Source organism: Acinetobacter sp. ESBL14 (assembly GCF_036668815.1).
Classification (GTDB): Bacteria; Pseudomonadota; Gammaproteobacteria; order Pseudomonadales; family Moraxellaceae; genus Acinetobacter; species Acinetobacter gyllenbergii.
This window is the reverse complement of sequence record NZ_JAZEVS010000002.1, coordinates 237,140-262,710: the sequence shown is the minus strand read 5'-3', so window position 1 is coordinate 262,710 and position 25,571 is coordinate 237,140. Positions and strand designations below refer to the sequence as shown.

10 protein-coding genes, 1 tRNA gene and 1 pseudogene are annotated in these 25,571 nt (G+C 35.0%); 3 read left to right on the top strand and 9 right to left on the bottom strand.

Going from position 1 to position 25,571, the window contains the following annotated elements; translation table 11 throughout:
- The first annotated feature begins 10 nt into the window (after positions 1-10).
- Both V6E90_RS09345 and V6E90_RS09340 read left to right on the top strand, forming a co-directional pair.
- A tRNA-Ser gene (locus V6E90_RS09345) sits at positions 11-100 on the top strand.
- Between the two features lie 183 nt (positions 101-283).
- Complete coding sequence (locus tag V6E90_RS09340) at positions 284-1,447, top strand: tyrosine-type recombinase/integrase (protein ID WP_332605195.1); 1,164 nt, start codon at positions 284-286, stop codon at positions 1,445-1,447.
- 342 nt (positions 1,448-1,789) lie between these two features.
- Here V6E90_RS09340 and V6E90_RS09335 read toward each other — a convergent pair whose 3' ends face one another.
- From V6E90_RS09335 to V6E90_RS09295, 9 genes and pseudogenes are all read right to left on the bottom strand, one after another.
- Positions 1,790-3,301: a DUF6035 family protein gene (locus tag V6E90_RS09335; RefSeq protein WP_332605194.1), complete on the bottom strand. Its 1,512-nt coding sequence runs from the start codon at positions 3,299-3,301 to the stop codon at positions 1,790-1,792.
- A 22-nt stretch (positions 3,302-3,323) separates the two neighbouring features.
- On the bottom strand, positions 3,324-5,174 hold the full coding sequence (locus V6E90_RS09330; protein WP_332605193.1) for an AAA family ATPase: 1,851 nt from the start codon (positions 5,172-5,174) through the stop codon (positions 3,324-3,326).
- Between the two features lie 4 nt (positions 5,175-5,178).
- Entirely contained in the window at positions 5,179-5,649 is a 471-nt protein-coding gene (locus tag V6E90_RS09325; RefSeq protein WP_332605192.1) for an ABC-three component system middle component 2, read from the bottom strand.
- A complete protein-coding gene (locus tag V6E90_RS09320) occupies positions 5,642-6,652 on the bottom strand; it encodes an ABC-three component system protein (protein WP_332605191.1) in 1,011 nt (336 codons plus the stop codon). The genes V6E90_RS09325 and V6E90_RS09320 overlap by 8 nt, the downstream gene beginning before the upstream one ends.
- Positions 6,653-6,708: 56 nt before the next feature.
- On the bottom strand, positions 6,709-9,420 hold the full coding sequence (locus V6E90_RS09315; RefSeq protein WP_332605190.1) for a TnsA endonuclease N-terminal domain-containing protein: 2,712 nt from the start codon (positions 9,418-9,420) through the stop codon (positions 6,709-6,711).
- Positions 9,413-11,323 (bottom strand): site-specific DNA-methyltransferase, encoded by a 1,911-nt coding sequence (locus tag V6E90_RS09310; protein ID WP_332605189.1) that lies wholly within the window; start codon positions 11,321-11,323, stop codon positions 9,413-9,415. Before V6E90_RS09310 ends, V6E90_RS09315 begins: the two co-directional genes overlap by 8 nt.
- A complete protein-coding gene (locus V6E90_RS09305; RefSeq protein WP_332605188.1) occupies positions 11,324-14,203 on the bottom strand; it encodes an ATP-dependent helicase in 2,880 nt (959 codons plus the stop codon).
- A 100-nt stretch (positions 14,204-14,303) separates the two neighbouring features.
- Positions 14,304-14,444: pseudogene (locus V6E90_RS09300) on the bottom strand (SAM-dependent methyltransferase); the annotation flags it as partial.
- Positions 14,445-14,522: 78 nt separating this feature from the next.
- Positions 14,523-20,339: a DUF4011 domain-containing protein gene (locus V6E90_RS09295; protein ID WP_332605186.1), complete on the bottom strand. Its 5,817-nt coding sequence runs from the start codon at positions 20,337-20,339 to the stop codon at positions 14,523-14,525.
- 190 nt (positions 20,340-20,529) lie between these two features.
- On the opposite strand from V6E90_RS09295, the gene V6E90_RS09290 reads away from it, so the two are divergent.
- Positions 20,530-25,563, top strand: a complete 5,034-nt coding sequence (locus tag V6E90_RS09290; RefSeq protein ID WP_332605185.1) for a RecQ family ATP-dependent DNA helicase — start codon at positions 20,530-20,532, stop codon at positions 25,561-25,563.
- Positions 25,564-25,571: the final 8 nt, after the last annotated feature.

The following is a 25,571-nucleotide window of genomic DNA, read 5'->3' as shown; positions in this document are numbered from 1 at the left end:
CGCACACCTTGGTGAGGTGTCCGAGTGGCTGAAGGAGCACGCCTGGAAAGTGTGTATACGTTTGCGCGTATCGAGGGTTCGAATCCCTCTCTCACCGCCAAGTTTACTTTTTATGATATCTCATAGAGTCCTAAAAGCTTAAATCTAAAGGGTTTAGGCTTTTTTTATTGCCTTATGTTTTCCAATTGACCCTATTGAATCCTGATATAGTTGGGGGTATAACTGGGGGTATAATAAATTACCCCTATTTTTATACCCCCAAATTTCTACGGGAAACGCTGCAATGCTTACAGATGCTCAGGTCAGAAAGATCAAACCTGCTGAAAAGAAAACCAAATATTCTGATGAAAAGGGCATGTATCTGGAAGTCACACCATCAGGTGGAATGCACTGGCGTTTGAAATTTCGCTTCAATGGCAAAGAAAATATTTTTAGTATTGGCTCATATCCTGACACCACACTTGCCCAAGCAAGAAGAATTCGTGATGAAGCACGCTTAAACTTAAAAGATGGAATTAACCCAAACGAAGTGAAGAAACAAAAAAAATTGCAGGTTGATGAAAGTACGCTTTTCAGAGCACTTGTGATGGAATGGATGCAAGACCGTAAAGCAGTCCTTAAAGAAGCGACTTATTTACGTGATTTGTCAGTATTTGAAAAAGATCTCTTCCCTGCTCTAGGCAATATGCCAATTGATCAAATTAAAGGGAAAGACGTATTAGCTTGCGCCAAGAAAATTGAAGAGCGTGGTGCATTAGAAATGGCGAAACGCTCAATCCCTTTAACTGGGCGTATTTTTCGTTTTGCGATTCGTAAAGGTATTATTGAGAATGACCCTACCCCACACTTAGGCGAAGCTCTTAAACCACGCAAAGTCAAGAATATGGCACGTTTGGATATTTCTGAATTTCCTGCCTTTCTTGGGCGTATGGATCGCTACCATGGCAACCTTATCATTCGATCCGCCCTACAATTGATGACGCTTACTTTTGTCAGAACAGCAGAACTGAGAATGATGGAGTGGAATGAGATTGATTATGAGAATCGTTTATGGCGCATTCCAGCACACAAAATGAAAATAGCTATGCCCCATATAGTGCCTTTATCAAAGCAAGCTTTAGAAATACTAGAAAGGATTCAACCGATTACAGGTATAAAACAGTACGTTTTCTATAATTACAGTACCGCGAAGCCAATCAGTAGTAATGCCCTTTTATGCGCGATTCGCACAATGGGTTATAACGGCAAAATGACTGGTCATGGATTTCGTGGGCTAGCATCTACTACCTTACATGAGCAAGGCTATATGCATGATGCGATTGAAATTCAATTGGCACATCGGGTTGGGAATGCCGTTTCTCAAGCTTATAACCATGCTCAACATTTAGACTATCGCATCAAAATGATGCAAGAATGGTCTGATTTTATTGATAGTTTACGTATTTAAAGCTGTATCTATTCCTAAACATAAAACAGCTTATGTTGAAGTCATTATCTTATCAAGGCAATAGAATTAATATTAGAACTTAGAATTTATATAAGAAAGGGATGTTATTTCTTTCCCACAATATGAGCATTTATAGATTCCCCTATATGAAGGAGCTAAATTTAAATACTCATGCTTTTTCAAAATCTTGTTTTGTTTTTCGCCTACTAGAACATAATTATGTCCCAACACATTTATACAACTTTTCTTTGCCATTTTCTCAGGAATAAAAATAAATTTATTCAACAATATCATATTTATAACTAATTTTACTAATCATGAACTTCTTCTAGAGTTGGTATTTTATTCTTTATTTACTTCACTAAACATTACTTTCGAATGAAATTCACAGCTTTCACCCCAAGCAATTAGTCGCTCTTCAAACTCAGGTACTAAAAACTCAATAAATTGGTTTAAATCATGCTTATAAATTTTGGCATCTTCTGGCTGTTGAGTATATCTTTTATAACGCTGTTTCCATTTACCCGAACTATCTCTCTCGTTTAATAAATCAGGTTTGCCTGTTACTTTTAAAGTAAGCATGAAATGTTTAATATAAGCTGGATGATGTTCCATCAAGTTATGAGCCACACCCACTATATCGTTAATATTGTTACCTACAACATAACCAAATTTTGCACTTAAAATTGAATTGACCACTGTTTTATAAGGTGCATGCAAAATGTATTTGGGTGTACTTATTGCCATTAGCTCAAGCTCCTCACGAATATAAAACCACTGAAAGTTAAATTGACTGTCGGTAAGATAATGAGCTTTTACCCATAGTTCAGTAAATTCGACTAATAATTCAGATTTATTTTTTGATGGTTTTTTTGTGTCAAGATCGACTTGTTCTAATGATTCAAGATACTTTCTAATCTTTAGTTTATCATTTTTATTATTACTTTCTTGTAAATATTTTTGTTGTAAGCCTAATCTTTGCTTTAATTCTCGATATACAGCTTCATAATCAAAAAAGTATATTTGCTTTGTAGATTCATTATGGATCAATTTTTTAAATTCAACGAACTCACAATTCCACTTATTAATAATTTGATTATTCTGTATTTCAGGCCTTAGATAATGGCATTCTAAGGTAAAAACTTTTGTTTTAATAGACTGAGCAACTGTAGAATCATTCACTACAAAGGCATTAGCATTATTGTTATAGTAAATATCTTGGATTGACTGTTTCTTTGCTTTTTCAGTTGGCTCAAAATGATTAAAAATCCATAATAAGCAAGAATTGTTATCTTGATAAAAAATCTTGCGATCAATAATCACATTTAAGAAAGTAGTAGAAAGCTGTCCTTCAAAAACGATTAACTGATTTTGGTATTGAGCAGATACATCGGGTTTACGCCATTGCTTTAGGTCAATGCTTTTACGAACTTGCTCAATATGAATATCACTAAAAGCCTCATCCACTTGAAGGCTCTTATACATGTTCTTTTTCAACAATTTATGTTGTTGAGTTTCTTTAGCAATTTGATATTTAAGCGCAGTTTTTTCTTGCTCTGACAGCTGTTTGATATGCTTTACAGGGCACTGGAAATTGGGATTATTTTCTAACTCAGGGATATGTTTAAAAAAGAAAGTTGCAGAGGAGTTAATCTGCATGTGATCTGTACGTCTCGAAAGAATCACTGGTGATTGACACCAAGCACAATTAAAAACAGGCTTAGTTTTATCCCTCTTATATCGCTCCTTTATTTGACTACGCCATTGAGTCAGCTCCATTTCAGATTGTTGGAAGAATACATCCATATCAATCCACATATCTTGATCTGTATCAATGATATGAATTAGCTTCATGACTTCTCCAACAACCTATAAATTAGCTTTTAAGTTTCAATTCACTGGGGAAAAAACCTGCTCTTTCTTTACTAGTAGCACTTCGTCCTACAAACTCCGTGTAACTTAGTTGAAGTTTTTGTTGAGCACTGGGCTCTTCATTCTCTAGAACAATAATTTGTCCATTATTATTCCGTGCTGTTAACCATCCATAAAAGCTATCTTTAACACCTTCTGGTAGCAACTCACCATCTGAATTCACATCATGTTCATGTAATTCTTCTTTTGAATGTTTAGGGTCTTTGTAAGTAACGACTGGAGAATCTATAATTACAAATCCTAGATGAGGTAAATTATTTTCAATATTAAGTTCCATCAAAGCAACCATATAAGCAGTTAAAAATATCCCACGCTTTCCTTTTCCATACGAAACCCTAGCTCTTTGATTAATCTTTATGTCAACACACTTATCATCAAAGTCGATCGTTCGAACATCAGGAACTTTCCATTCTTCTAATAGCTCTTTGATTCTTACTGATAAATTCGTTGCTGAATTAGCAAGATTTCTTTCTATTTTTTGAGTCATACGCTTAGATTTTGGTATTTCTTTCTCTAATTGTATTTGTAATCTCTGAATAATTTTAAAATTATTCAAATAAATCGATAACTCAGTTTTTCTCTCAGCAAGTTCCTTTAGGTTATCTTTAATACTCAAACCATCTGCTTCTAGTAATTTTTTTTGCTGGATTTTATTACTCTCCAAATTATAATTTAAACTATCCAATTTTAGAGAAAGCTCTGAAATTTCTGACTCTATATCTTCTATAGCGTACTTTAAACCATCTCTTAATCGATTTATTTTTTGAATTTCTACGGCAGCACCATTTCTTATTTTAGCAAAATCTTCTTCTGAAATATGATGCCTTTTTTGATGATCTAACGTAGTTAAACAAATTGGACAGGATCTATTCGGTAAATTAGCTACGATCGAGGCAGATATATTTGTCATCTCCAGTCTACTAATATCATTCAGATACTTCTGATCAAGTATAGAAAATTGCTCTTTAGCTTCTATTAGACTTATTACTTTGGGATTAGTTTCGTTTATTTCTCGCTCTAATGAAGAAAACTCACTTTTTAATTCTCTTAATGCTTGATAGTCATATGTCAAAAATTTATTAATTTCATCTATTTGCAAAGAAATTTTATCAAGATTATCTTCTACATCTTCCTTACTTATATCTTTTGGAATTTCATCATTAAGTATCTGTATCTGTTCCTGTAACGATGACACTTGTCCTTTAGCTTGGTTTCTAGCATCCGTTGAAATAGCTAAAGGCATCTGTGAATCATCAGAACCTGTTAAGAAAAAAGATAAAGCAGATCTATTTCTTACCTTTGTATTGGTGTCTTTACCTTCAAAATTAATATTATCGAGAGTCTGAATCTCATCAAATATACTAATGCGCCTTAAGTCATTTGCTGTAACACGACCTAAAGTTCCCGATTTAACTAATATTTTGTTTTCTTGAATATTATTTTCAGTTATCAAAAAATCATCTACTTTAAAATCAAGTTTTTGAGCTAAGTCTATTGGGACATCTGAATATATTCCTTCATATACACTTTCTTGACCATTAGCTAAACTTTTAAAAATTGTAAATTCTTTTCCATTATTTGATTCAATTTGTAGAATAGCTAAACTGTATCCTTCACTGAAGCCTACATCCTTAGGGATTTTTTCATCTCCCAAGCAAAACCTAATACATTCAACGATATATGATTTTCCAGTATCAGTTGGACCAAAAATTAAATGAGATTTTTTATCAAAATTTAATATAGCTGGCTTTTTATTATTTCCAATAACTATCAAAGATTTTATAAAAAACTTCATTTAACTATTCACCTAAGTAATTTAAATTTGATATATCAGAACCAATAATTATACTTTCATTAAAGAAAATATTTCGCAATTCAACTTCGCTGTAGCCACCAAATCTCTTAGCAACCCATTCGCATCTCTCAATTAATTTTTTTGAATATTCATTGTTCATTACTGAAATAATACTAGGTCCATTATCTCCTATATAATAATTAACCCCATCATCATCAATAACAACATCGATCAGAGAGCGATTTAACATTAAAAATATACCACTTTCTAAAGCATCTTTCTTGTTTGAAAATTCCCCACCCCGAAAAGGCACTAATGTATGTAAACTCTCAGGACCACCAAAATCAGAAGAATAGATTACAGCATAATCGAGATATGCTAATTTATGGATATCTGCTCCCCTAGGATATAGAGCCCCTAAGAGATAAACCATTCGTACCCCTAATTCTAAGGAAGTATTAAAAATATCACTCATCGTCAATCCATTGAATTTTTTCTTGATTAACTAAATGATGACAAGAACCTTGTAAATCACCACCCTGAAGTCTGGCATGTAGAGGATTTGATGTAACTTGCAGTGAAGATGCTACATTTAAAACATTACGAATTTTTTCATAGCCTGTTTCATGTGGATAAATGAGCTCATTTCCTATGCCTATCTCAACCTGCACCAGCAGTTCCTCAAAAGCACCTGGCAATTTGTCACGACTGAAACGATTCAGACCTTCCGCAGAGTAAAATAGTCTACGTTGCATCATCAAATGTTTATTAAGCGGTTTTGATAACGTCGTTAACTCTAATAAACTCCCACCAACTTCTTTATATACTTTTAGCAATTCCTTCAAATATATCTCTTCTTCCTTTTCATGTGCCGCTGGGACTTCAGGGTTTTGTTCTCGAGGCCCTAATACACCGAATAAACTCCAATGATTTGACGATCTCGCATGTATTTCTAAAAGCTCATTGGATGGTTTGATTTTAATTATTTCAAAATCAAAACCATTGATAAAATTTTCTAGCTCATCAGAAAATGGGTAACTAAACTCTCTCTTTTTCCATGTTGCTAAAATCCATTCTTTTAAATCAGTAGGCTTCATTACGTAATCGTATAGTTTCGGACCTACTTTTAAAGCACAAATAAAATAAGATCTAGGAATTGTATATTCACCCTTAAATACACACCAAATAAATTTTGCTAATTCTCCTCCAAAGTTACTAGGACTCAAACTATCTCCATAATGTTTAGCCTGATATAAATCCCATGTACCTGCTTCAGGCTTTTCTAAAGTGAGGCCACATACATCTCGGCCTTTATCTCCTGCGCCACCTAACCTATGTACATGTTTATAATTGTTCTCATTCTTTAATTGCACAACACATTGTTCAATAAATAACTCCCAATCATCTTCATTCATTAAAAAAAGACGTTGCTCAGGAGTTGGCTGTGCTGGACCAGTGTTGTATGGCAATTGACTCATATTCAAATACCTTTTACTTATAAAAGTATTACAGAAACCTATGATACTTTTTCATTTTATTGAATTAAATTTACATTGTTAGATAATACTTTGCGGCCAAGTAGCTGTTGGTAAATATGCGCATTTACATCAGTTCCCTTAATCATTTTATATTCAATCTGACTATGGCTTGCATATTCTTTAGCAGCCTTAGCTTTAGCTAAAACAATAGGATCGTCATATTGATGGTCACCTTTCACCTCTACAATGATGTACTGACCATTTTTCAACTGAACCAAGAAATCAGGGTAGTAATTTCTCAATGCGTATGAATCAGGGTCAATGTACTGGAAGTAAAATTCAGTTTTAGACTTATCAGTAAACATGCCCGTAAAGTAAATTTTTTCAACGTCATCATCTTTCAATAGGTCCCAAAACAAAGCATATTCAGGATTTGAATCAAAGGTATATGTATCTAGATTAAAACTCTTATCTCTATAATTTGCTTGTGTATCTGCATAAGTCGAGGTTCCGCCTTTTCCTTCTGCAATTTCATAGAAAGATAATCCCCCAACTGCTGGTGGAATAATCAACTGCACTTCTTTTTCTATCGTTTCTGACTCAATATCTTGCTCGTACAATGCTGTAAATAATCTAGGGATCACCACATCATACAAAAGCTCATTGAACTGATTTATACAAAATAAAATCCTTTCTAAGCCTTCTTTGGTTTGATCAAGCATTCGCTCAATTTTGATCGGACTCAAATTTAAATATCGAGATATTTCAGCAACCAAAGTTAAACCTGAATATTCAACTTTTTCTTTTTCATTAGTACGATCCGTAGAATTTGTATATTGAGCACTGTTGAAATCATTAGCCTGTAGATTTGTCGTCGTCGTTTGGATGATTAAATACTTACTTGTGAGTTCATGCCAAGCATCTTCATTTGTTGGGTCAAGATCAAGTGAAGTACCTTCTACAAACTCTTTTTCTTTAAGCTTAATCGTTTGCTTGACATGTTTGAGTTTGATCTTTACATCTTCTCTCACTTGAACATTCAGCATTTTTTTCGGTTTAGGATCTGGGTCTGAAAACTCAGAAGCAGTCATCCTAAAGTTTGCTTGAAGCTCAGTATCAAGAATATCGTAGTTTTGTTTGCTTAGATAAATTGAACCTGTATATTGCTGTTTACCAATTGAACGTAAACAGCGCATAGTTGCCTGTAAAACAAATACTTTTGATTTCGGTGAACGATACATTGCAACGCCGAATAATGAACGACAGTTCCATCCCTCACGGCCTTTATTGACTAACAGAATAAACTGCTTTTCAGATCCCTCTGTTCCAGCCACGTCCAAATTATTAAAATTTCGGATATCATCAGATTTGGTAATTTTATCATCACCAACGTTGACTAAAATTTTATCAGTCGAAATACCATGTTCTGCTAACTGACGTTCTAGCTCAGGTTTTAACTCTTCAGTAAGCTCCTCTACTGTTGAAGCAAAAAAAGCTAGTTTAGGTAATAAGCCTTCGGGTTTAAGGCCTTTTGTAGCATCCAAGAAATCTTTTACAGTAATTTTCACAAACTCTTCAGTCCGCGTAGTCGTATATGAGTTTACTTCTGGGCTTTTCAAATAGCGTTCTTGAATCGCATTCTTTAAATTGAAAGCATATACGACCTCGGGTAATACATCCTTACCAACATATGGTGTACCCGTATAGTTAAAACAAGCAACTACATGGGTACCAGCTTCCTCTAAATTTTTAGACAATTCATCAATGGTTCTACGTAGACTCTTATCGGTCTTAGAATTGTTATTACCTAACTGATTTTTCTTCAATGCATCACCAAAAGAATGATGTGCTTCATCGACAAAGATACCAAGTTGAGGCAAACGTGATAACTTCTCAAACCGTTGGTTTGTCTTTAGATCATCTTCATTAGCAGGTAGACCTAAATCACCAAGCAGCTCCGTCAGTTCACCAAAATTAGGCTGATCATTTTCAAATAGCTTTTGAGTAGCTGTCTTATCAGCATGCTGACGCTTAAGAATAATCTTTTGAGTATTCGAAACAACTAAGTTAAATTTAGAACCGTCTATAGTGCTTAGTGAAGTACCTGCTTCATCAAGAAAATGAAACTTTAGATTCGCGTCAAAAATACCAACATATTCTTTGGGTACAACTTTTGAAATATCAAAAGACTCAATCTCACGTAAAGACTGTAAGACCGTCTTATCAGGTGCAAAAATAAGTGCGTTTTGACAGAATCTTTTATCTTTAGGAAATTTATTAGCCAATAAAAACTCGTAAAAGATACACGTTGCCATGAGTAAGGTTTTACCCGTGCCCATCGTTAAAGCGAAAATATAGTTAGGATAATTTCGACTGTTATCCTTCATTTTTTTCAACACGGCTTGATAATTTTTTACCTCAAGGACATCCTCAAATGACAAACTACCTTGTAAGGAATCATCATTAATAAAGCCAGTAGCTTTTCGACCTTCAAATTGATTTTTAGATTCAAACCAATCCGCAAAGATCTGCTCTACTTTTGAATTTCCTAGAAACTCTTTTAAGAAAATATAAGTTTCTAATGCTTCAAACTGTGGCCTACGCAAGAATGCATCTGTTCGATTTTTAGGATCATTATAATCTAAAAACTTTTTACTCAGCTCTTTATAGCTTTTACGGATGTTACCTTTATTGCTTTCGTAAAATGCCCACAAGTAATTAAAGAAGGCAAAGTCTAAAGCTGCCGAAGAGTTAGGTTTCTTAGCCATTCGCTAACTCCTCTTCTGTCAAATCACGCTCTAATGATTCTGAAAGGAGATCAGTAATTTTAATGCGGATTGTTCCAGCATCTTCCGGAATTGTATATTGGCCTTCTACAAGTTCATTTTTCGCAGGAATGTCTGTAAGTGTTGGTTGGAAAACCGCACCATCATAGTTCCAGTCGATCATGATACTTTCGACCATTTCACGCCAGTCAGAAACCATGTCTTTGGATTGTGATAGCTTTTGCAATAAATTCATTGGATAGAACTTATCTATAACTAATTGGCTATTTTCCACCTTTAATAAAGCTTCAGAATCACGTTTAAATTGTAAATCAGATCGATCACGTAGAATATCCACGACTTCAATATCAAGCTTATAATTAATAGAATGTTCCACAAATGCGGCTAAATCAGGTTCATGTCCCATACAGTAAATAGTAATTTTTTCAACAGGTTGATTTGGCTTTTCTTCTTTACGCTTTTCAAAAGCTTTGTAGTCTACGCCATGAATTAAATCAGCAACATCCGCTTTAGTCGCAATATGGTTGACTGGCATCAGTTTCACCATACGACCATCTTTTTCACCATCGTAAACGCTGTTTGGAATTGATTGGATATCTAAAGCTTGGATCAGTAATTCTTTTGCCTGAATAGGATTTCTAAATATATCATAATGATTGACATTATAGACTTCGAAACTTGTATACAAAGTTTTTTCATCATTAAACTCAATCTGAGTATTCTTGAGTTCATCTGCCATTTTAAGCAAACGCTTTGTAGTTGTTTGAATTGCACCTAAATTTATATCTGCACCAATAAAACGACGCCCTTCTTGCATTGCTACTGATTGAGTGGTGCCTGATCCCATAAAACAATCAAAAACAATGTCCCCAGACTCCGAGGCTGATTGGATAATTCTTCGAATTAATCCCTCTGGTTTTTGAGTTGGGTAATTTGTTCTAACATTCGACATTGGATTATCGAGATTGATATCTCCCCACATACTACCAAAATCAAACTCCTCTGCCCAGAAATCATCAGCTTGGACTCCCTTTGAGTCAGACAAGTATTGTTTATATGACCATCCAGCTCCAATTGATTTTGGGGGTATAAGTCTTCCTTCTTTTTCCCATTCGTTAAATCGCTCTTGGGAGTATGATTTTAATGAAGTTACTCTATATGGACCTTTCGGATCATTATCGGGATTTTTAAATCTTTTTAAATAATCTTCACTGTATTCACTATAGGAGTGTTTAAATGAAAATTGAGCTGTTTTAGTATAAAACAATATAACATCATGATTAATAGGAAATTTATTTGCTCTAGCTTTACTACTACCAGCAAATGGACTCCTTTTCCAACAAATGGAGTTTTGAAAGTTATTGCTTCCAAAAATTTCATCTAAAATACATTGGACATGATGAGATCTTTTTGTATCTACATGAACAAAGATAGAACCCGTATTACAAAGGAGATCTCTCAATATAATTAGGCGTTCATATAAAAATTGTAGATATTCATCATTTGACCAAATATCAGTATATTGTTTTTCCTCAAAGACACTCTGATCATTCTCAACATCATGACCTTTTAAGCTAATTTTTTTCTTGTAGTCTGCTTTTGAATCGAAAGGGGGATCAATATAAATTAGTTTAATTTTTCCGCGATACTCTTTTAGAAGATGAGCCATAACCTGTAGGTTGTCTCCCCAAAAAATTTTATTCAGCCAACTATTTACAGCCTCACCATGTTGTTCCTTTAATTGTGCAGGGTAGTAACTTGTTGAAGTAAAAGGACGCTTACCTTTCCAACTCAACATTGGATAGCCTTTAATTGGCTCGAATTTAAATAACCCCTCTTGAGGGCTTTCTTCAGTAAAATCTAAAGTATTATTTTCAGTCGTCATTTAAAGACTTTCCTTCATAAAATTCCAATTCTTACGATCACAGTAAAAGCGCATGTCACAGTTGGGGCAAAGCTTATCAGGTCTACACGTCATCCCGTAATCTTTTGCTTCAATACGAGACACAACTTGATCAAACTGTTTCACAGTCTGTTCGATCTGATCATTTCTCTTCTCAAAACTGACATAAGGTGACCCCTCTGTCTCGCCAGTATAGTAAAGATGCATTCGACTCACAGTCTGCCCTGTTTTTTCTTCAAGCAAATGTGCATACAACTGAAGTTGACGTTGGTACGTTTCAAATCTTATTTTTTCTTTTTCTAAATCAGGCTTACGTTCGGACTTAAAATCAATAATTTCCACTGTACCATTTTCACCACGAATTAAATCAATACTTCCTTTTAAGATGTATTGATCTTTCACCAATGAAATTTCAACTTCAGCTTCTTGCAGACGATCAAGCTGTCTCTTTTCACGATCGTAATAATTTACAACATGCCTTTCAATCGCCTTTAAAGTATTCGGCGCCAAGAACTGTCGTTCTTTTTTAGACAAATAAATATAATTAGTATTCAACCAATTCTGTATTTGCTCATGACTAACCAAATGGCCTTCATTGCGCAACACAGCTTTATGAATATCTTCAATCGTTTGATGTACCAAGGTACCAAAAATCTGTGCACCAGCTCGAACAGGATGAAACTCAAGCTCTTTAAAGAATCGATATTGCTCAGGACACCCTTCAAACAAAAGAATATGTGAGGTAAATGCATATTCACGTTTTAGGTTCATTTCTTTCACTTGAGTAAATTCGATCCCTGATAAGTCGAGTTCAGGGTGGTTCCAATTTACTAGGCCATCAACAACCGACCTAAAATACTTCGAAGGCGAACTACCAACACCTTTTTTAATTTCTGCTGAAAGTACCAGTAAATTCTGAGCTCGTGAAAAAGCAGTGTAGTACAACCGCCAAAAATCAAAGTTTTTAATTAACTCAAAAGGCTCATAAGGTGGCTTGCTGAAGTAATTATTTTCTAGAATTTCATCAAGTGCTGTATGACTTTTCCTCGGAACACCTTCTAAGCTACACGTCACAACGATTGGATACTCCAACCCTTTAGATTGGTGAATCGTCAGGAAGGATACACAACCACACGGTGCATATTCAGAATCATCTTCATACTCTCCAATACCACCATCTTTCAAAAATCTAAAATACTGGTTGAACAGATCTGTCAAATTCTTGTCCACAAATTCACGAGAAATAACCGTAATATAATGAAGATGCTCAAACTTCGCTAACAGTGATGAAAACTTAGATAAGTTTCGCGCAGCACGACCCTTATCTAAGCCATACAACGCCTCATCTGAAAAATATTTGCTAAATAAAGGAAATTGTAGAGCCTGATAAAATAATGTTGTGAACGCATAATCTGTATTTTCAACGAGTTGATAATGTGTTCTAGCACGTTCTTGTGCCCACTTTAATAAATCGTGATTTTCAGGTTTCTGTAATTCCTCTTTAATCGAAGGAATACATTGCTGGTCATAGTAGTCCCAAATAGCAAGTTTAAGATTTTCATTCCATTTACGGATATTGAAATACTGCGGAAATAAAAAAATAAATAAACCAATGAGTAACTTAATCTCTTCACGATCAAAAAATTGATTTGAACGTGGAGAATAAACAGGAATACCTTTTTCTTCCAAATAGTTCGCTAGGCCAACAGCCCGATCACTTTGTACTGATCTAAATAAAAATGCGACCTGATTCCAATCAGTCAGACCATCATTTTTTAAAGATAATAGGAACTGATAATTTTCTTCATACCAATCTTCACGCCCTTCTGCTACAACTTTAATCACCGAAGGAACTTCAGGAAAGTTATCTTCTCTAGCACGTATGTTTTTATCATAACGAAAACGATTAGCTCCTGATCCCCATTCTAGCCTTTGCATCCACTGACCAAAGAAATTCACAATATCAGGGTGAGAACGATAGTTAGTTGTGAGCTGAATTTGCTTACATTTATGTTCATCAAAGTTCTTAGGAAACTCTAAAATATTCCGTATTGTTGCCCCACGAAAACGATAGAGGCCTTGGTCATCATCACCAACGACACAAAGATTTTGAGCTGCGCCCATCAATAATTTTAAAATACGTTCTTGAATAGTGTTGGTATCTTGATATTCGTCTACCATTAAATACTTAAGCTTTTGCTGTAATTCCAATACTACTGTTGGCTGATGTTCTAATAAATTTAATGTTTCGTACTGAATAGTGGAAAAATCTAGAGCATTATTTTCTTCTAATAATTGATGATATTTTTCCAAACATTCACCTAATATCTCTACCTCTATATCATGTGCCTCTTTTAACTCATCAGGGGTTAAAGCTTCTTCCGTAACTTTATTAAGTAAAATTAAAAGTTCATTCGCTTGATTCCAACGTGACTGTTCCTCTTTAATTAGCAAATGAAAGTTTTCAACCTCAGTAAATTCTTTCATCTTTTTATACAAAAGGAACTGTTGATCAAACTGATCATACAAAGTAAAACTACGCTTTAAACGTGTGTACTGTTGATTCTCTTCTAAAATTCTTAAGCAAATAGAGTGAAAGGTTCCTAAGTACATTTCATTCAGATTCAGATCAATTTTCAACTCAAGAAGTCGATTTGAAATCCGTGTCGTTAGCTCTCTTGCCGCCTTTTCAGTAAAAGTTACAACCAAAATTGATTCGGGCTGAACACCTTTGACCTGAATCAACTTCACAATACGCTCAACCAAAGTAAAAGTTTTACCAGAACCTGGACCAGCAATAATGAGTACTGGGCCATCTAAGGTATTTAGTGCTTCTTGCTGAGCTTTATTGATATTCGACATTATTAGCCTCATGAGTTAAATTGACTAATGACTTTGGCTTGTTATTTAAGAAGCTTAATGCAAGTGGTTGAATCTTTTCGTCTATTAATAGCTTACTCAAACCATAATCTAAATTGAGTATAAAAGCATTATCTGATAGATAATGTAAAAATGGTTGATATAAGCTCTCCATATCTACTTTAAATATAGACTCGAAGAACCCTAGTGCATTGATATCGTAATAATCTAAAGTTTTCTTCATTTTTATATCTAATTAAATATTCTTAACCCTTAGTACGGAGTAAATAAAACAACATCTTATTTACTCCGTACTAACTATTTAAGCCACATTCTGACTCACTTTTATCTCATCTAGTGCTTGAATCAAATTAGTTAGATTTTGCTCAGGGTCCAACCACCAATCCACCGTCCAGACTGATAAAACCTCCCAGCCTAAACCATTCAATACAGTTGGCCTAAGTTGATCACGATCTCTTGCTGTAGCTGCTTTTGCATAGTTTTCACCATCAACTAAAATACCTGCAATATAACTACCTGAGTTCAAGTCATCTTTAATAGCTAAGTCTACACAACTATCACCTTGACCTATTCCGACATCTACATTCCAGCCTTGTTCATGCAACTTGGTTTGCAAGTATTGTACGAGCTCTTTTTTGGCTTGCTGTTTATTTCGATCAACATAATTCAAATGTAGCTGGCCGCTACGAGCAAAAACTAAAAAGTCCTTTAAATCTCTTACACCTTCGCTATTGGTACGAGTTAAATTAATTTCTTCTGGATTCAAGGCTGAGAAAACGTGTAATCCTTGGCGAGCACGGGTAATGGCTACATTTAGACGACGCTGACCGCCTTGACGATTAAGTGCACCAAAATTCATTGATAATCGACCAGCTTGGTCCTTGGCATATGTAATTGAAAAAACAATGATATCTCGCTCATCCCCTTGGACATTTTCCAGATTCTTCACGAATAATGGTTCAATGCCTGATTTACTTAATGTTTCCAATTCAGGATGACTTACCAATTCATTATCTAGCAAGTCCTCAATCAGCTTTTGCTGGGTCATATTAAAAGTGACAACACCCAAGGTTAGAGGATTCTCGTGTCCCAACTGAGACTGCAAATGCTGAATAATGAATTCAACAATCGCCTTTGCCTCATTAATGTTAGTACGGGTATCTCCTTTATCGTAAACACCATCAACCACATGTAGTTTTACAGCAGTATCCTTAGCAACAGGTGCAGGGAAAGTAAATAAACCACCTTTATAATATTTCTGATTACTAAACTGGATTAGGCTTTCATAACGACTGCGGTAATGCCAATTTAAAGCTAATTCAGGCAATTGAGCGGCAAGACACTCATCTAAAATACTTTCTAAATCTTCAGTGACTTCTTCGTCAACTTCTTCATCAGAGTCCCCCTTACCAAAGAAACTGGTTGGTGGCATTTGTTTATTATCACCGACAACAATTGACTGTTTTCCTCTAGCCAATGCACCAATTGCATCCCATACAGGAATCTGCGATGCCTCATCAAAAATTACTACATCAAATTTTGCCTCAGTATCTAGGTACTGAGCAACTGATAGTGGACTCATCAATAAACATGGTTTTAGCCCGACTAATACATCTGGAATCTGCCGCATCAGTTCACGTACAGGAAGATGGCGACGTTTTTTTCCTAACTCTTTATTAAGAACAGTCCATTGCCCCTTATATTGATTTTGCTCAGTGAAAATACCATTCCAGCGATGAATGATTTCCTGACTTGCTGCAAACTGATGCTCTTTATCTTGTTGAGCAAAGGACTGTATTTTCTGTTCATGTTGCTGGCTGTTGAACTGATTTAATTCTGGATGTTGGCTAAATTGATGTGTAATCCAGTGTCTCGCTAAATTAATATTCAAACGTTTTAGAGCAGCATCCTGTTCCAGCGGAGCATGTAAGAGTTCAAATGCTAATGGCTTTAAGCCATGAGTAATAAGTTGATATTTAATTGCTTGCCAATTTAACCAATGTCTCCAAGCTGAACTCTGCTGCTGTAATTGCCTTTGTCTTTCAATAATATCTGTAAAATTAATCTCTAAATATTGAGTTACGTGGGAATCAGTCTGCAATGTATGGTCATTCACTAATTGTTGCATTGAAGCTTCAACTCGAACTAAAGCCTGCTTTAAACCATCTAAACTATGTTGTTTACTAAATGCTAAGGCAGCCAACAAAGCTGTTTGATCAGTAATTGTTGATACAACTATCTGTTTAACAGTCTGCCATTGTTCATAAGCGTTCTGAATACTCGACCAATCAGTATTTTCACCTTGCCAATATCTTTCCAAAGGTATTTCTATCTCTTCAGAAATTTGGACAAACTCCTCTTGATAATTTCCAATTAATTGTAATATTTCTTTCAGCGTCTTAAGTTCAACACTATCTAATTCAAAACCGCCTTCTTTTCCGTTAGCAGAGAATTTTTGCAGTAGACTTTCAAGCTCACCGATTTCTATTCCAATAGTTTCTATATTTTGATTCTTACAAAATTGGAAGATTTTCAGTAATGATTGTTTATCAGTGCAATTATTCATTATTTGATTTACAGCAAGCCATTGTTGACATGCCCTTTCAATTTTTAACCAATCACTATTCTCACCCTGCCAATAATGACCAAGCCTTGAGGCCAACTGACTTTCATATTCAGCCATTTTATTCTGTTGTTTCTTAATATTATTTAAGACAGGTAAATCATTTGCAGCAGTTAAAACTGTAGGACGTTGAGAGACCGTTTGGTAAGTCTTCAACAAATTTCTAATTTGAAACTTTCCTAACCATGAAAAAGGCCAAACTTTATCTTCTGCTTGTTGCCATTTTTGTCCAAGCAACTCAAGATCTAATGTATATATTAGAGGATTGTACGTTCCAACTACGTTAGAACGCTGCTTAGATAAATCAGCCGTTACTTCTTTTAGAGTATGAATCGTATCAATGTGAACATCTTTGATGGCATCAATGAGATCAACGTCCGCATACTCGACTATATTCGAGATGGCGTGATAAACTGTAAAATCCTTTCTAAACTCATCAAGAGTACTTTTCTCAGAAAAACTAAACGCTCTCTGCCAAGGTTGCAGAACTCCTTGTATGCTATCAATTTTATTAACTAAGCTACTTTCTACTCCCTTAAAACTCTGCCATATATTTTTCCAAATACTATTTTGTATTTTTATCTCTTTATCCAAACCAACTAATTTATAAAAACGCCTTCTTTCCTGATTTAAAGAATTTGCTAAAGCCTCAGCTTTTTTCACATTATTTATATTTAAATCTTTCACTCTAGATAGTAGTTCTATATCAACTTGTTGTACGAAATCCACTATTTTGGTAAAAAGTAATAAATCTTGCTTAATCTCATTCAACTTTTGCTTTTCATTAAATCCAAAGGCTTGTTGCCATGTCAAAGTGATTTTTTGTAAATCTTGAATTTGTTCAATAAGTTGATCTTGTAATACTTTATATTGTTCCTGCCAAACTAAGTTCCAGATTGGTGTAGATATACCTTCTGCAAAACCATCTAAAACATCGTTCACATTTTGACTTACGAGCTGACGTAGACTCACTGCCTTCGTTACGATTTCACTTAATTGCTCACGCTTCTCTAATGTTAATGTCCCAATATTAATCTCAGGAAAACGTAAATTAGGTGTGTCCCGATACCGTAACTCATCACTCATTGCAGTATATAAACTCCAGCCAATCTCATGTGCTGTATGAAGAATTTTTACGTGCTCATTAAGTTCATCTCGAGTTTTAACCAATTGATTTGAAAGCTTTTGCCATTCTGTAGTCTTAGATTGATTACTTAAGAAATATGGATCATTATTTTTTTCTGCTCTTTCTCTCAGTTGATCCAGTACTTCCATTTTCTGTGATTTTGACGAATGCAACTGCAAACATAACTCACTTAAGCCAATTTGTGTTAAACGACGATAAACGACTTCTAAAGCAGCCATTTTCTCAGAAACGAATAATACAGATTTACCATCTGCTAGACACTGCGAAATCATATTAGTAATGGTCTGAGACTTACCTGTGCCAGGAGGACCTGATAGCACGAAAGTACGCCCCAACGCTGCGGACATAACCGCGGCTAATTGTGAAGAATCTGACGATAATGGTGTAAATAATTGTTGTGGTTGATATTGTTGGTCTAGCTGAGCAGGCTGAGGGAATTCATCTTGTTTAATAAATGGTTCCCGTGGAGATTCAATAAGATGATTCACCACAGATTGATTTTTTAGCTGATCCATTCGTGAAGATAAATCCAGCCACATTAAATATTTTGAGAATGAAAACTGACCAATCGCAGCCTCAGCTTTTACTTCCCATCCTGCTATATTCACAATTGCTTTACGCACAATCTGTAAGACTTTATTTACATCTATTCCTGAATCATCTGTAGGTAACGGATTCAAACCCGCAATATCCAGTTCAAAATCCTGTCTTAATAGCTGTAATAGCGTCGAGTTAAAACGTGGTTCATCATCATACATAAACAGGCGATAGCCAGTTTTAGCAGTCTCACGTGTAATCTGTACAGGAATCAGCATTAGAGGTGCTTTAAATGTACGTTTCGAACGTTCTGATTCTTTCCATTCGAGAAAACCAATTGCCAGAAATAACGTATTTGCCCCCCCTTCCTCCAAAGCTGTACGTGAAGCACGATAGACTTCAATTAAACGCTTTTCCAATAAAGGTGTATCTAATGGACTAAATAATAATTTTCTCGACAGACTTTCATCGACATACTGATAAATATGCTGACTTTCATTATCACGCTGGACATCTTTTAACGAAATACTATCAATACTTTTAAATAAGAAACCTTCGTTATTTGCTAAAGTATCTTCGAGTTTTCCTAATATGGACTCAGAGCACTGTAAAGGAATACTGTAACGATTATCTTTAAAGTTTAAAAGTTTGTTTCGGAGGCTTAAATCCAGCAATCGACGTAACCAACGATCAACCCGAGTGGATTTAGTTTCAACTAAACGTTCTATGTCATAAACAGGGGTTGATGCTGGAGTCCATTCAATTTCAGTTTCATCCAGATAGTTCTTCTTTTGCTGCTGTGAAGAAATCGGCTTAATTCCGCGTAGTCGTGCTTGCCGCACATCAATTGCTAGATAAAATTTGTGCTGACGAGATTCATCCTTAATATAGGTTTTTGCTGTTTCTAAAGCAGATCCAAATCGTGCCTGTTGGGTAAGTAAGGTGGTTTCAATAAATACCACTTCACCTAAATCATAGCGCTTTCTAAGCGCCTGAACATCATCAATAATCAAATCAATGTTTGGGGTTTCATTTAACCACACACCGACATAGGCATGCCCCTCTTCAATGACAATTAAGGTATCCAAACCAATTTGTTCAGCTAATGCGCTAAACAATAAAGTGGTGTCTAAACAACAGGCGAGCTTTTCCTCGAAAATTTGTTTAGCTAAACGGATTCGCTGACCTGCTTTTACAAAACTTGCAGGGCTTACAATATAATGCAGATTTTGAAATAGTAATGCTTGCCATAACGCATTCAGTTGATTTAACACCAACTCCTTATCCCGATCTAGATAGCCATTCAAACCGTTTTTTTCTGTAGCCCTCAGAATTTCACTAGTAGCCATTAAAATCGGACTCAATGATGAGGCATTCGGTTGGGAAAAACTTGCTAGTAATTCAATCGGTTGTTGTTCTCCCCCCCATGTATCAATAGTTAATAGATCAATTTCAATACATTGCTCAGTCAAAACCTCGTTTTGCTCACTCAACCAAAGGATTTCAATATTACCTTTCATATTTTCAGGCAATTCTTGCAATAGTTTTATATCAAAATTTAATTTTGGCTTATCAAGTGACAAAATTTGATCAGCCCCTAAACTTGCGATATGAATCGTGTGTTCTTTGAAATATTCAGGATTAGAACGAATAACTATTCTGGAATCAGCGACATTTCCAATAGAGGATATTAAGATTTGTCGGATCAGGGGAACTGAATTTTGTTGTAAAACAAAATTTAAAGTTGAAGCACAATCAACTTGTAATGAATATTCAGATTTAGGCTGTTGATTATTGTCAACTTCTGACATTATTTTTCCCCTTATCAATTTTATCGAATCTAAATCAAAATTATTTAAAAAACTTAAATCAGAATATTACCTCATTTATATCTACAAAATAAAACCTCATCAAATTTATATTTTAAAATTTGAACTATCCCAAAATTTGATTTTAAGATATATTTTACAAAAACATGACAAATGAAATTTTGGATACTTTGTGCTTTATTCTAACATTAACTATATTTCTCTAGAAAAGGCAGAAGACCTTTTTAATAAAAAAACTGTTTGGATAGATCTAGAAATCTGCCCAAGCAGTAAGAGTTTGCTTATCGGCGGGTTACTCTGTGAGATTGAGCAAGTCTTTTATGCTTTGAATTTTAAGAGTGATGATCTTGAGAGAGTTATCAAACTATTGGGACGTAGCCAATGGGTTGCAGGGCACAATATCATTGGTTTCGATTTGGAGTGGTTTAATACGCACACTGAATTTAGTTTATTCAGCCAATACATCATTAAAAACAAGTCATTCGATACCTTACTTCTCTCAAATCTTGTTTCTCCACATAAGCCATCACAAGCCTTATTAAAACTGTACAAAGCTAAAACGTCAGAAAATAATCCTGTATATGATTGTTTAGAAAGCTATCTTCTCTATCAAGATATATTAAAGGAATGGAATAATACACATCCTCAAATCATTGAGTGGGCAAAACAAAAACTACCATTTGATCATATTCTCCCATGCCCCCCGAACATCTCTTATGCAGCTAATTATCAACAATTAATACCTGAACAAGGTGATGCTGAAGCTCTAATAAACTTCATCAACACCTTAACTTCAAAGAATATTGAAAATATAGGGGCTCTTACCTTTGCTCACTGGCTATTACATTTGGAACAACCTAGTTGCCGTCGTCCTATTTGGTTAAGTGAACTTTCGGCCTACCATGAAAACTTTATTCGAGCTGAAGAAATCTTTTGGACACACAAAAAATTTGAAAATATTAATTTTGATGAAGAATCCACAGATATCTTTGGTTATGGTCTACGGGATGGACAACGCAAAATTATTCAAACTTTAGCCCAAGGAAAATTTATTCCTCTTGGACTCCTTCCAACTGGTGGAGGTAAAAGCCTAACTTTCCAATTGCCCGCCTTTATCTTAAGCCGCTATCGGCGTGAACTCACTGTCGTTATTTCACCTTTAAAAGCATTAATGGTCGATCAAGTTTTAGGTATTCAACAATTTGATTTTTGGGGAAATAGAGCAGCTTGTTTAATCTCAGGACAGACAGAAGAAGAACAAGCCAATATTTTAGAGGGTATATGGTCTGGTACAATTGATCTGCTATATATCAGCCCAGAACGCTTAAGAACCCACACGATTTTAACTTTATTATCACGTCGTCGCCCCTCTCTTTGGGTAATGGATGAAGCCCATACGATCTCTCAATGGGGTACAGATTTTAGACCTGATTTTTTACGAATCGGCCGTTTAATTGCTCAATGTCATAAAACTTCACATCAAGCTGCTCCACATGTAATGCTTGTTACAGCGACAGCATCTCCTCATGTGATCAATGAAATTGAAAAGGAAATTGTTGCTCCATTACAAAGTATCATGTCTTGTCCGATTCAAACGGTAACAATGGAGGAAAGACAGCGTGTTTGGCGAGAAAATATTTCAACAACTTTTGTTGAACTTTCTGCTGATGAACGTTTACCAGAAATTCGAAAAATATTGGCGGATATATTTCCTAATCGACAGTCCGATATGCTGGTTACGATTGATGATTTAGCTGAAGATCATCCAATTGCTCTTATTTATGTTCGTAGCCGTAAAAAGACTGAACACTTTGCAAATGAGTTAGCCCAACAAGGCTTTCTAACGGCAGCCTATCATGCAGGTATGTCTGCAACTGACAAACAAATAGTTTTAGAAAATTTTAAACAGCATCGGTTGGATGTTGTCGTTTGCACCAATGCTTTTGGTATGGGAATTGACCGAGCTAACATTCACACAGTCATTCATTATGCTCCCCCCAATAACCTCGAATCTTATTTACAAGAAATTGGACGCGCGGCACGTAAAGATAAAGAACAAGGTAATGCGATTTTATTCTGGCATAAAGATGATTTAGAAAATTTGGTTCGTCATAATTTACAGAGCCAGATTGGTGGTCAAAAAGTTCTACTCGAATGTTGGCAACAAGTAATTGCCAAAGTGCTTAAAAAGCCGATTGCAGAACGATGGTTTACAGCACAAGAATTACAATCCTATCTTGCCTTTGAAGATGAAGAGTTAGTCACTCAAATTCGAGTCATATTGTTAGCATTAGAACGTTATGATCTATTGATTGAAAAAGAACAACTGCCTGCTTTATTACGATTAAAACTATTAAAAAAACCAGATATTCAACAAGGCAAAGCTGCTGATCTCTATCGCCGTTTAGAACCCTTATTGTCAGACGGTGATACCCAACTTTATTTACCTGAAATCTCAATTGCATTAGGTATGAGTGTTCGCCAAGTTTTACAAGGGGTCAAACAACTGGTCAAATTAGATTGTGCTCACTGGTCATGTGAAGTCAGAATACGGCTATCTAAACGCCATCAGCCATTACAGCGTAAATTTAAAGATAAATTAAATGCATTAACCGCATTAGAAGAATGTTGGACACTATACCCACCAGAAAATACTGAACGTGTCGATTTAAGAAACCTTGATCAGTGGTTTAATCAACATAATCATCAAGTAAAGGCACGTGAAACTTTCTATATTTTTAAAATCTTTAAAATCCTAAAAATTAAAGAAAATAAATTCAGCCTACGATTAAGCTCCATTGATAAAGATCAAAATTGGCAAGACTGGATTAAATCCGCAAAAAAGCGCTTTGCTGAGTTAAGTGATAGCTTCGATCTCATTTTAAAAACACTACCAGATGATAGTGAGCCTGTTAGCCATATTCTAAATATAGATAAACTGGTTGAAAAATATGACTTAGAACCTGATTTATTTCTACAACACCTTGAATCTATGCAAAGTTTTGGGTGGATGAATGTCAGTCGTCTAGATGATGAAACTCAAAAAATCTTTTTTGTTGATCAATTAGATCACCAAAGAGGAAAAAAAATTAATGCAAAAAAGGCGTATGAATATTTGGAGTTACATTATCAAGATCGCAATAAGCGACTCCATATTTTAAAACGTTGGCTAGAACTTGATTTAGATCAGAAAAAAGCACTATTAGATGACTACTTCAATGAATCAATTGACGATGTTTGTCAAAAATATCTTGAAGACCCTGAACTCGCAAAACAGGGACACTTACAAGATTATGAGAAACTTATCTTTCCAGCGTATCTCAGCCCCATTCAAAAAGAGATTATTGGTGACGATCAACGCAGAGCCACATTAGTTTTAGCAGGACCTGGTGCAGGAAAAACGACAATCATCGTTCACCGTGTAGCAAACCTAGTGATGTGTCGCCATATTGCTGCACAGAAAATCCTTATTCTTGCTTATAACAGTCATGCAATTCTAGAAATACGCCAACGTTTAAGCCAACTCATTGGTATTGAACATGCATCTCAGGTCAATATTTTCACCTTTCATGGACTAGCACGTCACTTAACAAATCTAACAGAAAACCAAGCTCCACTTGAATTACAAAAAGGCGATAAAGCTGATCAAAAATATACATGGTTGTTAGCACAAGCTATTCAATATCTGATTGATAATCCTCAATATTACCAATATATTCTAGTGGATGAATTCCAAGATATTGATGATTTGCAGTACAGCTTAATTGCCCACCTTGCAGGTTTACGTAAAGAGGAAGAAGACAGTCAAGATAATGGTGATGACTATACTCAGCAAGGATATTTAGTTGCCGTTGGAGATGATGACCAGAATTTATATGGTTTCCGTGGCGCAAATATTCAGCATATTCATAATTTTAAACAAGAATACCAAATCACCTCCGAAAATATTTTATACTTGATTGACAATCATCGTAGCCCAAGTGATATCGTAGATTTTGCCAATTTATATATTCAACATAGCCTTCCACCGACTTCTCGCTTAAAGACAAGTGAACATTCCATTCGGGCTCAAAGGAAAGAAAGTGGCAATATTAAGATTGGTCTTTATCAACAACCACACGCCCTAGATGCTATTACATGGGTTGTTCAAGATATTCAAAGTAAAGTAGACGGTAAACAATCTACATGGTCAGATTGTGCAATTCTTTCATCTCAGTGGAATGAACTTTTAGTCGTACAGCATTATTTAACTCAAAATAAAATACCATTCCAATTATTAAATCATCAATCTAGTTTAGATGCTTGTGACAGTATGATTGGACAAGCTCTTATTCAAGACCTAAAACGCCGCCCTGCTTTAGATATCCTAAAAGGAGATGCTTTACAATATCTAGAACAATGGCGAGATACTCATAAGTGGAGTAATGTTGATCGTAGTTGGAATCGCCTAATACAACGTGTTAAAAATAAAACTGATTTAACATGTGAACAAATGCTGATTCAGTTACAGCTGACTAAAGACAAAGATCAAGACCGAGTTATTCTTACAACATATCATTCAGCCAAAGGCTCTGAATACAAACATGTTTATTTGTTCGACCAACAACCCACTACCACAACAAATTTAGATATAGAAAGTAAGATTCGTGCAATATATGTTGCTATCACACGAGCTAAACAGAGCCTTGCTATTTTCCAACCTTTACATCAACAACTGAAAAAAATGTATGATCCGTATTTAAGGCAAACTATTGAAAAAGTAAAATTATCAGATATTGAGTTTTTAATATTGCCAGTTGTTCCATCTATCCATGAAATTGAATATTTTGAACCTCTTTCACTCTCAGATATGTTTCTGTCACATGCCTGCATTGTAAGTGATGAAGGTCGCGATAAATTAGTTCAGCTAGCAAAAGATGATAATTATAGAATCAAAGATGATTTAAGTATTAAGCCTTTTGGGAAAAAATATTTAGGGATTGATAGCAAATGCTATGGGCACATAGGAATGTTCTCAGAAGAAAAAAGTAACAAATTAAAATTTTTATTGAAAAATAGAGGAGCGACTATTCATCATGTAGCAGCTCAAATCACTGAATTTTACCAAGCAGATCTAAGCTTCTATGAACGAGCAAAATATCATGGAGAGGCACATAGCCACTTTGTTTTTATACCTTATTTGCAAATTAAACAAACTTTAGATTAAATTAATTC